The organism is Pantoea sp. JV6, assembly GCF_025910055.1.
Lineage (GTDB): Bacteria > Pseudomonadota > Gammaproteobacteria > Enterobacterales > Enterobacteriaceae > Pantoea > Pantoea agglomerans.
Genome location: NZ_JAPCIM010000012.1, coordinates 126,428 through 138,780, shown reverse-complemented (window position 1 = coordinate 138,780; position 12,353 = coordinate 126,428). Strand labels below are relative to the sequence as shown.

Below are 12,353 nucleotides of genomic sequence, written 5' to 3'. Positions count from 1 at the left end.
CTGAAGTCAGCTTCAGGCGGCTTGCTGTTTTACTGGCGTACACCCTCAACCGAAATCATCAGCTGAACCTTCTGCGAAGCTGGCCCCAGATCTTTGGTGATGTTGAAATCTTTCAGTGCAATTTCCCCTTCAGCCTCAAAGCCAGCGCGGTAGCCGCCCCACGGATCTTTACCTTCACCCAGCATTTTCGCCTCGAGCGTTACCGGTTTGGTCACGCCATTCAGCGTAAGATCGCCAGTAATCTTCAGCTCATCACCCTCTTTTTCCACCGCTGTGGATTTGAACGTGGCCTGCGGGTTTTTGCTGGTGTTCAGGAAGTCCGCACTGCGCAGGTGCTTGTCACGTTCAGCATGGTTAGTATCGATGCTGCTGGTGTTAATGGTGACGTCGACTTTATCTGCGGCAGGATTCTTCTCATCAAAGGTGAAGCGGCCATCAAAATCCTTAAAGGTGCCGTAGAGCCAGCTGTAACCCAGATGCTGGATACGGAACTGAATAAAGGCGTGCTGGCCCTCTTTATCGATTTTGTAGTCAGCGGCAGAGGCGGTGAGTGAGCCGAGCAGCAGACTGGCACCGGTCATCGCCAGCAGGGTCTTTTTAAACATATTATTTATCCTTTTCAGAGGGAGAGGTGAAACGCAAACCCGACATCCGTTTTAAGGTGATATCGCGATCAATAAAGTGATGTTTTACCGCAGCCAGACCATGCAGCAGTGACAGGACCACAACCGTCCAGGCCAGCCAGAGATGAATGTCGCCCGCAAGATCAGCCTGTTCGCCAGCACCGCTGAACAGCGCGGGCAGGGTGAACCAGCTGAATACTGAGATGGGTTTGCCATCGGCGGTGGAGATAAGATAGCCGCTGATCAGAATCGCCAGCAGCAGGGTATACAGTAACAGGTGGGCCACCACCGAACTGATGCGTACCAGCGGGGAATAACTGCTAAGCGGTTTTGGCGGCGGTGAAATAACGCGCCACAGCAGGCGAATGATCAGCGTCAGCAACAGGATCACGCCGATGCTTTTATGGATCTCAGGCGCGTCGTGATACCAGCTATCGTAATAGCCGAGGCCGACCATCCATAATCCCAGCGCAAACATGGCGTAAATCGCCAGCGCCATCGACCAGTGCAGCAGCACGGCAACCAGGCCAAACTGATGAGATGAATTACGTAATAACATAATGAGGTTTTCATGAAGTAATAATCTGAAATAAGCATCCACATTATGAAATATAAAAGCAATCATCCTTACGCTTCTATAACTTTAATTTTATATTGTGAAAAGGTTGAATAAATCAGGTGTGAAATGCGCAATATTACTGAATGAGTTATTTGTGAGGCGCTGGTCGTTAACTAAAAAGAGCCGGAATTAACCAAAAGGGCGAAATATATTCTGACTTTATGTCAGTAACAGTCAATTTTCGTCAAAGTCTGTCAGTCGGGCGGCATCAGGCTGATACCACCCTTTATCGAGTCAGAAACGTGAGAGGCGGAAGGGTGTCAGATCAAAAGAGAACGGTTTTTGCTGGGCAAATTCTGCAGCCAGTTCGCCCAATACGCTGGCGAATTTAAACCCGTGTCCACTGAGCCCGGTGATTAACAAGCGGTCTGGTTCACCCGGCAGGGTATCAATTATAAAGTCTTCATCCGGGCTAAAATCGTAGCTGCAGGCTTCGCCATGCAGACAGACACCGACGCCAGGTAAAAACTGACGGAGGAATCCAAAAGCTTCGCTGCCATCGGCCGCCACCGCGCCAAAAGGTTTACGATCCTCAGGCTGCTGCATCAGCTGACCGCCATCATGACGACCCACTTTCAGGGCGTTGTTATCCGCCGGGAAGCCATAAAACTGGCTGCCATCGCCCATTTCCACCGTAAAACCGGGAAACTTATTGTTCTCACTGTAGCGGCCATCTGCCTGATACCAGGCGAACACCTTGCGGGTGGGCGCGACCGGCAGGTCAGGAACTAATTTGCCAACCCATGTGCCCGCACTGATCAACATTTTGCGGCCCCGGTAGACGCCATCCAGGGTAGTGACCTGCTGCAGATCGCCATCGCGACCCAGCTCTGAAACCGGGCAGTTAAACAGCTGCGCGCAGCCCGCCTGCTCCGCCAGCTGGATCCAGCTGCGTACCGCCTGTTCACATTTCAGATAGCCGGACTGCGGCTCAAATACGCCCAGATAGCCCTCAGGCACATTGATTTGTGGCCAGCGCTTGCGCACGTCATCAGGCTGCATCACCTCAATATTGAGCTGCCAGCGGGTCGCGCTGTCGATGACGTTCTGAATAAACGGCGACTGATTCGGGGCGAGGTTAAGTACGCCGCTGCGATGCATGATGCGCTCACCGGCACGCTGTTCCAGCTCATCCCACAGCGTTTGCGCCCGCAGGACCAGGGGAACATAGCGTTCACCTTCACCATAGGCGTGACGAATCAGCCGGCTCTCGCCATGATGTGTGCCCTGATTATGGGGAGGATGGGCGCTGTCGATCATTAACACTGATAAACCCGCCTGGGTGGCATAGTAGCCTGCCGCCGCGCCCACGGAACCGCTGCCAACGACGATAAGATCATAAATCATGGTAACTACGCTCTAAGAGACAGATAATCAAAAGCATACCAGAAACAGAAACGAAAAAGGCACCCCTGAGGGCGCCTCTTTGATGCGGCAGAAATTAATGCTTTTTGAGGAGTCGTTCTATCTGCTCGGCTGATTCTATCTTGGCGATGCCTGCTTCGAGGATCGAGATAAATTGCCTTGCCACATCCGTTGTCAGCCAGTATGTCGGGCCAACATCCGCTTCTTCTTCTTTTTGATCCTGCGACGACAACGAGTGCAGGCGGATCATCATGGCGTCATAGCTGTCAACGGTACTGATATCCCAGCCCACCAGTGGGTGAGTCTGTATAACATCTTTTCTTCTGTCCATTATAACCTCCTTATTACTCGTTAAACGAAGTGCATGATGAGGTTCAATGCGGCTTTTTTATTCCAATAGCGAAACAATTATAACAGTAAACGAGGGTATCACTGTTTAAAAAATGCCGTGAGTCAGCTTCTCACAGAATATTTGCGTTTGAAAGGCGGGCGTAAAAAAATAAAATGCCTGACGGGCAGGCATTTTTATCAGCAGTCAAAAGACAGGCAAAAAGCGGGCTTAGCCGCGTGACCGGACTCAGAGAGCCGGCGTTTCTGGCACTACGCCGCCGCCGCGTTTTTGCAGTGTTTCTGCCAGACGGGCAAAGTGCTGCTGAAGCTGCTCATCATGGTTTTGATTTTGGGCTTCCAGCGACAGATTGTGTACCAGTAGCTGACTGGCACGATCGTCAAGACAGAAAATCAGACTGGAAAAGGCATTTTCCAGCACCGTTAAACGACGCTTCTGATCACCAATCAGTGCTAACAACTCACCAAAGGTCATCGCCTCTTCCGGTTTATCAGTAGTCATGGTGTCGCACCTCCTGTTATGCGTGACGAGCGCAAGGATAGGGCATTGATCATTAAGAGTCTAGATGCAGGACGGGGTAAGTGCGAGAGGGGAGAAAAGATAAAAAAACCGGGTGGCGACACCCGGAAAAAAAGCACAGTGGCGGTTAATCAGTATTGAACCAGTCGTCAGCGCTTTCCCACGTCTGCTGCAGGATTTCGCTGATCTGGTCGCGCGTCTCTTTTCCACCGCCCAGCACGCTGAGATTATTGGCACTGGCATAGCGTACCTTGACGTGATTGGTCGAGTCAGGGAACTGTTCATCAATGCGGCGCGATAATTCATCGCTCAACGCTTCTATCGCACCAGCAGGAAGAGGTCGGGTATTTGATACGGTAATTTCAACGCGCATAACAGCCTCCGTTTAAGATACTGTATATATTTACAGTATCAGCAGGCCGGAGGCAAGTAAAATTATGCGATGCGCCAGTTCAGTGTTTCACCCGCCAGGAACGGCACCAGTGAATGGCTGCCGAGCGCGATGGACTCTGGCACCTGCCAGGACTCACGCACCAGGGTAATCGTCCCTTCATTCAGCGGCAGGCCGTAAAAACGCGGGCCATTCTCCGAACAGAACGCTTCAAAATGTTCCAGCGCGTTCAGCTCTTCAAAAACGGTGGCGTAAGCGGGTAACGACACTGGCGCATTAAATACCCCCGCGCAGCCGCAACTGGCCTCTTTGAGATGACGCAGGTGCGGTGCTGTGTCGGTGCCGAGGAAGACGCGCGGATGACCACTCGCCACTAATTTGCGCAATGCTTCCTGATGCACGTTGCGTTTAAGAATCGGCAGGCAATAGAGGTGCGGACGAATACCGCCCACCAGCATGTGATTGCGGTTAAACATCAAATGCTGCGGGGTAATGGTCGCGCCCAGCGTCTCATCGGCGGCGGCAACATATTCTGCGGCGTCCTGAGTGGTAATGTGCTCCATCACTACTTTCAGTGCCGGAAACTGGCTGCGCAGCGGCACCATAACCGTTTCGATAAACCGGGCTTCGCGGTCAAAAATGTCGACATGCGCATCGGTGACTTCGCCGTGGATCAGCAGTGGCATACCGAGCTTCTGCATCCGCTCCAGCACGCGGGCAATGGAGGCGATATCGGTAACGCCACGGCTGGAGTTCGTCGTAGCGTGCGCCGGATAGAGCTTAGCCGCGGTAAACAGACCGGAGGTGAAACCGCGCTCAAGCTCATCAGGATCAAGCGAGTCGGTCAGATAGCAGGTCATCAGCGGCGTAAAGGCGTGTTCGGCGGGCAGCGCCGCCAGGATGCGATCGCGGTACGCTTCACCTGCTGCCACGCTGGTCACCGGTGGCACCAGGTTAGGCATCACAATGGCACGCCCATTCACCGCGCTGGTATAGGGCAGGACCGTGTTGAGCATCTCATCGTCGCGCAGATGAATATGCCAGTCGTCAGGGCGACGCAGGGTAAGTTGCTGAGGTTGTGCTGTCATCAGTGAAGCTCCGGCAGAAGGGAAACAAAAGGCGTGTTTTGGCCGGGGTCTAAGCATAAGGATTCAGGCAACCGTTTGCACCTGCTTTTTATGCTGATAAAGAAAATCCGCGCCAGGGGCGCGGATAACGGCGTTACTGCGTAAAAGGAATAACCAGTTCGCCAGGTTTCACTTCCAGTCCTTTGGCAAATTTCTTCGCCAGCGACTCGCCTTTGCTGCGGTCGGCGCTGAGCACGTAAGCCGGCTTTTGATCAAAGTAGTTTTTCAGCGACTGATTCAGATAAGGCGTCAGCGTTTTCATAATGGAGGCCATTTTTTCCGGAGCAACCTGCGCATCAACAATTTCCAGATCGCGCAGATAGATTGCACCCTGCTGCTGGTCATAGACCGGCTGAGCACGCATCTTCAGTTGCATATCGGCCTGCTGCGGACCAAACAGTGACGTCACATTGATTTTAGCATTGCCAGAGAGCGTCACTTTACCTGGCTCTTCACGGCCAATCTGACTGGTCAGATTGTTCAGGACGATGTGCGCATTAACCAGCCCGGAAACGCCAATATCTTTCTCATAGTTGTTGTGCTTCTGCAGCGCCTGGTTTACTTCCTGTTCGCTGATGGTGTATTGCGTCAGTTGATTACAGCCGCTCACCAGCAGCGCGATCAACAGGGCAGTCAGCCCGAAAAAAGCCTTTTTCATCGATCTTTATCCTGAATATCAGAGCCAATAAACAGGCCATAGCCTGCCTGAATGCGTAGCGGGTGTCATCAGGAAAGAGATGAGAAACGCCGCAGCGTCTCTCATCGGGAGGGGTTAGTGAGCTATCGAGGAGAGCAGATTCACCTGGGTCTGTTTAGCCATGTTATCGCGGTAGTCAGCGACCCGGCTCGGCCAGTCGATTCCGGCCACCAGCGTCAGAGAGCGCAGCAGCGGGAAGAGATTAAAATCATCTTCGGACAGCTCGCCATTCACCGCATTGGGCTGGGCGATTAATTTGTCCAGCTTGCGCAGATCGTCGCTGACGTTTTTGATCAGGCCGGCAGAATGACTTTTCAGCGTGTCGAAATCACCGATGCTCGCCTGCTTTTTGTTGCGGAAATAGTCACGCGCCTCCGGCGTCGCGAATTCGGCAAACGCCGCCTCTGCAATGCGCGGCAGCAGCAGTTTATTGACATAGCTGTTCATGTGACGCAGCCAGTCGCCGATCGCCGGATTCAGCGCGCCGATGATAAGCGGCTCGCCATCCTGCTGATCGACATAGTGTACGATCTCCATACTCTCAGGCATCGCGCTGCCATCCTGCTTCTGCAGAATGGGCGCCATTTTCTGTCCGATCAGTCGTTTCGGCGTCTCTTCATCGTCGTTGAGCATTACCACCAGCTCAACCGGTTTGTTTTTCAGGCCAAAAATCATTCGCGCTTTAACGCAGAAAGGGCAGTGGTCGTAGATATAGAGCTTCATCCTGATCTCCCGGGTTTTACAGGTTTAGTGTTTAACAGAGTGAATCAATTCATCCTGCTTTCGGGCTCGTAAAAAGTATGGAAGAGATTACTCCACAGGGCAAACCTGCCTGTCAGGCGCGCTGCAGGATCCGCTGCTGATGCTGCCTGCAGCAGGGGTTATCCGCGGTGCGACCCGAGCAAAATCAGCCTCTTTATCGCTAAACCGCTGTAACGTTTTACCGCAGCCCAGGCGGCGGTTATAGTGAAAGCCGGGTAATGACGGCTCATCTCTATCAGCCATTGATTTCAGGAGTCAGGATGTTTGGCTATCGTTCTGCCGCGCCCAGGGTGCGATTAACCACCGATCGGCTGGTGGTCCGTCTGGTTCACGAGCGTGATGCCTGGCGAATGGCAGATTACTACGCGGAAAACCGCCTGTTTTTAAAACCGTGGGAGCCGGTGCGCGATGACAGCCATTGCTATCCCTCGGGCTGGCAGGCGCGGCTTGGGCTGATTTCCGACATGCATAAGCAGGGTTCGGCCTTCTATTTCATTTTAATGGACAGCGATGAAACCGAAGTGAGGGGAGTGGCGAACTTCAGCAATGTGTTGCGCGGATCCTTTCATGCCTGTTACCTCGGCTATTCACTGGGTGAAAAGTGGCAGGGGCAGGGGTTCATGTTCGAAGCGTTGCAGGTGGCTATCCGCTATATGCAGCGCCAGCAGCATATTCACCGCATCATGGCTAACTACATGCCGCACAACCAGCGCAGCGGCGATCTGCTGGCGCGACTCGGTTTTGAGAAAGAGGGTTACGCGAAAGATTATCTGCTGATCGACGGACGCTGGCAGGATCACGTGCTGACAGCCTTAACCCTGCGGGAATGGACGCCTGACCGGCGTGGATAATAATGAGGATGCGAGCATGAAGATGACTTTATCGGCGCAGGCGATGCGCGTGCTGGGTTGCCTGCTGGAGAAGCAGGTCACCACGCCGGAACAGTATCCGCTGTCACTGAATGGCGTGGTGGTTGCCTGTAACCAGAAATCGAACCGCGAGCCGGTGATGGAGCTGAGCGAAAGTGAGGTACAGGATCAGCTCGATCAACTGGAAAAACGGCATCTGATTACCGCCAGCAGCGCCGCCGGGCAGCGGGTCGTGAAATATGAGCAGCGTTTCTGCAACTCCGCGTTTGGCACGCTAAAGCTTAACAGTGCAGAAGTCGCTCTGCTGACGCTGCTGTTACTGCGCGGACCCCAGACGCCAGGCGAACTGCGTACCCGCAGCGGCCGTCTGCACGAGTTCAGTGATGTCAGCGAAGTTGAGCAAACGCTGGAAGGATTGATGCAGCGCGACGACAGTGCTCAGGTGATCCGTCTGCCGCGTGAACCTGGCAAGCGCGAAAGTCGCTTTATGCATCTGCTGGGCGATGAGCCTGACCAGCCGCAGGCCGCAGACGCGTCAGAAGAGCAGGGCGATCTGGCGGCGCGCGTCGCAACGCTGGAACAGCAGGTTGCAGCGCTTCAGGCACAACTCACCCAACTGCTGCAACCGGAGAGCTGAGATGACCTTACGTATTGGCATGGTGGGATTAGGCGGTATCGCGCAGAAAGCCTGGCTGCCGGTGCTGTCGGCGGCGACGGACTGGACCCTGGCAGGGGCGTTTTCCCCGAACCAGGCCAAAGCCCGGCCGGTCTGTGACAGCTATCGCATGCCATATTTTGGTTCGCTGAATGAATTAGCCGCTGCCTGCGACGCGGTCTTTGTCCACAGCAGCACCGCCACGCACTATGAAGTGGTCAGGGCGCTGCTGCTGGCAGGAAAGGATGTCTGCGTCGATAAGCCGCTGGCTGAAACCCTGGAGCAGGCTGAGGCGCTGGTGGCGCTGGCGGAAAAACGGCAGCGTAAACTGATGGTGGCGTTTAACCGGCGGTTCGCCCCGCGCTATCAGCAGCTGCGGGCAGAGATGGCGGACGCCGCTTCCCTGCGGATTGAAAAGCACCGTAGCGACAGCGTCGGGCCACAGGATCTCCGCTTTACCCTGCTCGATGACTATCTACATGTGGTGGACACCGCCCTCTGGCTGGGCGGGAAACCCTTTCGTCAGGTTCAGGGACGCATCGACACCAACGAACAGGGGCAGATGCTCTATGCTGAGCACCATTTCGCTGTTGAGGGCTTGTCGATTACCACCAGCATGCACCGGCGCGCAGGCAGTCAGCGCGAGCGGGTCAGCGCAGTGTGTGACGGTAAATGCATCGACATTAGTGAGATGCGCGACTGGCAGGAAGAACGGCGTGACGGGCTGCTGATTACGCCACCGCCCGCCTGGCAGAGTCATCTGACCCAGCGCGGTTTCAGCGGTGCGGCTCGCCATTTCATCGACTGCGTACAAAATCAGACGAAGCCTGAAACCAGCGGTGAGCAGGCGCTGATGGCGCAGCGTGTGGTGGAAAAATTGTGGCGTGAGGCGACGCAGGAATAACGCCTTGTAACACTCCGTGCTGGTCATTTCCCTCCGTGGCAGTAGACTGTCGCCGGGCATCTTCTGGGTGCCCGCGCTAATTCTCCTTTTTTGCCGATTCTTTTCAGGATGCGCCGTCAATTATGAATTTGTTGAAATCGCTGGCAGCGGTCAGTTCTATGACCCTGTTTTCCCGCGTACTGGGCTTTGCCCGTGATGCCATCGTGGCGCGGGTGTTTGGCGCCGGAATGGCGACCGATGCGTTCTTTGTTGCGTTTAAACTTCCCAATCTGCTGCGGCGTATTTTTGCTGAAGGCGCCTTTTCTCAGGCCTTCGTGCCCATTCTGGCTGAATATAAAAGCAAGCAGGGCGAAGAGGCGACGAAACTGTTCCTGGCTTACGTCTCGGGCCTGCTGACGCTGGCGCTGGCGCTGGTCACGGTGGCGGGCATGATTGCTGCGCCCTGGGTCATCATGGTGACGGCACCCGGCTTTGCCGACAGTCCCGATAAGTTTGCGCTCACCAGCTCGCTGCTGCGGGTGACCTTTCCCTACATTATGCTGATTTCGCTGGCGTCACTGGCGGGTGCGGTGCTGAACACCTGGAACCGCTTCTCGGTACCGGCCTTTGCACCGACCCTGCTGAACGTCAGCATGATTGGCTTTGCGCTGTTTGCCGCGCCGCACTTCCACCCACCGGTAATGGCGCTGGCCTGGGCCGTCGTGGCTGGCGGCGTGCTGCAGCTCGGCTATCAGCTGCCACACCTGAAGAAGCTCGGGATGCTGGTGCTGCCACGCCTGAATCTGCGTGATGCGGGCGTCTGGCGGGTCATGCGTCAGATGGGACCTGCCATTCTGGGCGTTTCTGTCAGTCAGATCTCACTGATCATCAATACCATCTTCGCCTCGTTTCTGGTCTCAGGTTCGGTCTCCTGGATGTACTACGCGGACCGCCTGATGGAGTTCCCCTCGGGGGTGCTGGGCGTGGCGCTGGGCACCATTCTGCTGCCGTCGCTGGCCAAAAGTTTTGCCAGCGGCAACCATGATGAATATTCCCGGCTGATGGACTGGGGTCTGCGCCTCTGTTTCCTGCTGGCGCTTCCCAGCGCGGTGGCGCTGGGCATGCTCTCCGGCCCGCTGACCGTGGCGCTGTTCCAGTACGGCAAATTCACTGCCTTTGATGCTCTGATGACGCAGCGCGCCCTGATCGCCTACTCCGTCGGACTGATGGGGCTGATCGTGGTCAAGGTGCTGGCTCCGGGCTTCTATTCCCGTCAGGACATCAAAACGCCGGTTAAAATCGCGATTATCACGCTGATCATGACGCAGGTAATGAACCTGGCGTTTATTGGTCCGCTTAAACACGCCGGTCTGTCACTGTCGATTGGGCTGGCAGCCTGTCTGAATGCGTCGCTGCTCTACTGGCAGCTGCGTAAGAAGAATATCTTTATGCCGCAGCCGGGCTGGAGCAGCTTCCTGCTCCGCCTGCTGATAGCCGTAGTGGTGATGGCAGGCGCGCTGTTTGCCATGCTGCAGTGGATGCCAGCCTGGGAGCAGGGATCGATGCTGTGGCGGCTGCTGCGCCTGGCCGCAGTCTGTGGTGTGGGCGGCGGGGCTTACTTCCTGGCGCTGGGACTGCTGGGCTTCCGGTTGCGCGACTATGCGCGTCGCACCGCTGTGTAAAGCTTGCCGCAATAAATAAATTCAACGCGCAGGGAACAGGGGCCGAGCGGCCAGGGATTGGCTTTAGCGTCTTTCCGATCTGCCCCTGTTCCCTGTGCAGGCTCAATTTTAAAGCTCATCATGGTGAAGGAAAAAACGCACCAATAAAAAATCCCGCACCAGGCGGGATTTTTTTTCGCTACTTTCCGGTTCAGGCTTTGCGACTTAACGTCGCCTGGCCTTTACCCATCCCATCCGGGCCGTAAAAGGCCTGGGTCTGATGCGGCTTCAGCACGTCAAGCGCATCCTGGGTGTAGCGGATCTGGTGTTGCAGCAGCAGGCCATTATGAACATTGGCATCCTGCAGACGACGGCTATGCTGCTGGATAGTGTCCCAGCGGCGCGCCATGTCGTTCTGACCACGATAAGGTGCCGATGTCGCCTGACTCTGTTCAGCGGTGCGGCGCATCTCATCCAGATAGTTCAGCGTACTGAGCAGCGCGCTTTTATCTTCGGTAATACGCTGCAACAGATTACTGTTAATGTTTCCGGCTGCCAGCTGCTGCTGCTCTTCTTCCAGCACGGCTGAGAGCGACGCCAGCACGTCCTGCATCTTATCTAAGGTGGTCTGCAAATTACTCATGGGAACTAATTACCCTCTAAATACGCCTTGGTGTCGGCAATCAGCGCATCGGCGATTTTGCCGGTATCCATCTTCAGTTCGCCATTACGAATGGCGGTTTTCAGTTGTTCAACGCGCTCGACGTTAATATCTTTGCTGCTCGGCTGCATCAGCTGCGACTGCGCGCTGCTCAGGCTGACCTGGGCTGCTGCAGGGGTCGTGGCTGCTGCCACCGGGCTGGCGCTCTGGCGCACTTTGCTGCTGCCGGACTCACTGCTATCGCGGCTCTGTACGGTGCTGGCGGGTTTCAGAGGTTGCGTTCTGTCAATGCTCATGTTCGGGCTCCTGTACGGTCAGGGGAAGTCTGCCACCTGAATCAGAATAGCGTTATCGCTTCGTTGATTCTTCTATCGGCAGCACTACTGGCTTCTTTAACACTTTACAGCGTTATAAGAATATTCCCATCCTCGCATACCTTACCGCTGACAATCTGGCCATTTCCCATCCTGACCCGGACCGACTGCGATCGGGCGGCATTATTCAGCGCCTTGCCCTCACCGCTGGCGTCAAAGCCGTCACCGCTGGCAATCACCATCACATTCTGACCCGCTTTGACACGCCACGGCTGACGCAGCGTGGAGGGATTAATCGGCTGTCCTGGCTGGATATCGCGCAGCACCACAGCATCTGCGACCGAGTCCGCATTCAGCAGGGCGCGGGCGGGCAGAGTATCAAGGCGGCCGGTCTGCAGAGTGAAATCACTCTCCCTCACGCTACTGCCCTGGCTCAGCAGCCGGTTCGCCACCAGATAGGAACCGGTGACCTGCACCTGTACCTGAATATAACGGCGGTTCTCACCACAGTTTGCCGCCACGCTCATATTCCCCCACAACCGGCTGTTGCCGGGCAGGGTGAACTGTGGCGCCTCACAGGCTGGCCACTGTTCCTGCGGCGTGCGTACCACCACAACCATGCCATCAGCATGCTGGGCGTCACGCGCTTTAAAAAATTGATTCAGTTGTGCATTGAGATCCCCGGCGGAAACCGGCAGGGCGATCGCGACCAGCAGGCTGGTCAGCAGGGTCAGATATTGACGCATTGTGCATTTCCTCACTGATGATGGCGACGAGTGTAACCCTTAAGAAAAATCCTTAATTGTCAAAATAGCGGTCATTTGAGGCCTTATTCAGACGATGACCCCTTGCATTTTC

General features: G+C 55.3%; 16 protein-coding genes. 4 read left to right on the top strand and 12 right to left on the bottom strand.

Features of this window, described 5'->3' with window-relative positions; all coding sequences use genetic code 11:
• Positions 1 to 29: 29 nt before the first annotated feature.
• From OK412_RS10905 to grxB, 9 genes are all read right to left on the bottom strand, one after another.
• Positions 30 to 605, bottom strand: a complete 576-nt coding sequence (locus tag OK412_RS10905; protein WP_022625884.1) for a YceI family protein — start codon at positions 603 to 605, stop codon at positions 30 to 32.
• Position 606: 1 nt separating this feature from the next.
• Positions 607 to 1,182, bottom strand: a complete 576-nt coding sequence (locus tag OK412_RS10900) for a cytochrome b (RefSeq protein ID WP_052270900.1) — start codon at positions 1,180 to 1,182, stop codon at positions 607 to 609.
• Between the two features lie 294 nt (positions 1,183 to 1,476).
• Entirely contained in the window at positions 1,477 to 2,589 is a 1,113-nt protein-coding gene (gene solA, locus OK412_RS10895) for an N-methyl-L-tryptophan oxidase (RefSeq protein WP_022625882.1), read from the bottom strand.
• A 94-nt stretch (positions 2,590 to 2,683) separates the two neighbouring features.
• Positions 2,684 to 2,938: a biofilm formation regulator BssS gene (gene bssS / locus OK412_RS10890; RefSeq protein ID WP_010246399.1), complete on the bottom strand. Its 255-nt coding sequence runs from the start codon at positions 2,936 to 2,938 to the stop codon at positions 2,684 to 2,686.
• 246 nt (positions 2,939 to 3,184) lie between these two features.
• A complete protein-coding gene (locus tag OK412_RS10885; RefSeq protein WP_010246397.1) occupies positions 3,185 to 3,457 on the bottom strand; it encodes a hypothetical protein in 273 nt (90 codons plus the stop codon).
• 145 nt (positions 3,458 to 3,602) lie between these two features.
• Positions 3,603 to 3,848 carry a DNA damage-inducible protein I gene (gene dinI / locus OK412_RS10880; protein ID WP_010246395.1) on the bottom strand — a complete coding sequence of 82 codons (246 nt, stop codon included), beginning with the start codon at positions 3,846 to 3,848 and terminating at the stop codon, positions 3,603 to 3,605.
• A 62-nt stretch (positions 3,849 to 3,910) separates the two neighbouring features.
• Positions 3,911 to 4,954 carry a dihydroorotase gene (gene pyrC, locus OK412_RS10875; RefSeq protein ID WP_264353169.1) on the bottom strand — a complete coding sequence of 348 codons (1,044 nt, stop codon included), beginning with the start codon at positions 4,952 to 4,954 and terminating at the stop codon, positions 3,911 to 3,913.
• Positions 4,955 to 5,087: 133 nt separating this feature from the next.
• A complete protein-coding gene (locus OK412_RS10870) occupies positions 5,088 to 5,651 on the bottom strand; it encodes a lipoprotein (protein ID WP_010246390.1) in 564 nt (187 codons plus the stop codon).
• Positions 5,652 to 5,765: 114 nt separating this feature from the next.
• Positions 5,766 to 6,413 carry a glutaredoxin 2 gene (gene grxB / locus OK412_RS10865; RefSeq protein ID WP_033757257.1) on the bottom strand — a complete coding sequence of 216 codons (648 nt, stop codon included), beginning with the start codon at positions 6,411 to 6,413 and terminating at the stop codon, positions 5,766 to 5,768.
• Between the two features lie 299 nt (positions 6,414 to 6,712).
• Here grxB and rimJ point away from each other — a divergent pair, with 299 nt between their 5' ends.
• From rimJ to murJ, 4 genes are all read left to right on the top strand, one after another.
• The gene (gene rimJ, locus OK412_RS10860) at positions 6,713 to 7,303 is read left to right on the top strand and encodes a ribosomal protein S5-alanine N-acetyltransferase (protein WP_010246386.1); all 591 of its coding nucleotides are present in this window, start codon (positions 6,713 to 6,715) and stop codon (positions 7,301 to 7,303) included.
• A 16-nt stretch (positions 7,304 to 7,319) separates the two neighbouring features.
• Positions 7,320 to 7,958, top strand: coding sequence for a YceH family protein (locus OK412_RS10855; RefSeq protein WP_033779429.1), 639 nt, complete (start codon positions 7,320 to 7,322; stop codon positions 7,956 to 7,958).
• Between the two features lies 1 nt (position 7,959).
• Entirely contained in the window at positions 7,960 to 8,880 is a 921-nt protein-coding gene (locus OK412_RS10850; protein WP_010246381.1) for a Gfo/Idh/MocA family protein, read from the top strand.
• Positions 8,881 to 9,002: 122 nt separating this feature from the next.
• Positions 9,003 to 10,541, top strand: coding sequence for a murein biosynthesis integral membrane protein MurJ (murJ, locus tag OK412_RS10845; RefSeq protein ID WP_089414332.1), 1,539 nt, complete (start codon positions 9,003 to 9,005; stop codon positions 10,539 to 10,541).
• 190 nt (positions 10,542 to 10,731) lie between these two features.
• Here the strand turns inward: murJ and flgN are convergent, their stop codons facing one another.
• The 3 genes from flgN to flgA all read right to left on the bottom strand — a co-directional run bounded on the left by flgN (position 10,732) and on the right by flgA (position 12,241).
• On the bottom strand, positions 10,732 to 11,163 hold the full coding sequence (gene flgN, locus OK412_RS10840) for a flagellar export chaperone FlgN (protein ID WP_010246377.1): 432 nt from the start codon (positions 11,161 to 11,163) through the stop codon (positions 10,732 to 10,734).
• 5 nt (positions 11,164 to 11,168) lie between these two features.
• Positions 11,169 to 11,477, bottom strand: coding sequence for a flagellar biosynthesis anti-sigma factor FlgM (gene flgM / locus OK412_RS10835; protein WP_010246375.1), 309 nt, complete (start codon positions 11,475 to 11,477; stop codon positions 11,169 to 11,171).
• 104 nt (positions 11,478 to 11,581) lie between these two features.
• A complete protein-coding gene (gene flgA, locus OK412_RS10830; protein ID WP_264353168.1) occupies positions 11,582 to 12,241 on the bottom strand; it encodes a flagellar basal body P-ring formation chaperone FlgA in 660 nt (219 codons plus the stop codon).
• Between the last annotated feature and the right edge of the window lie 112 nt (positions 12,242 to 12,353).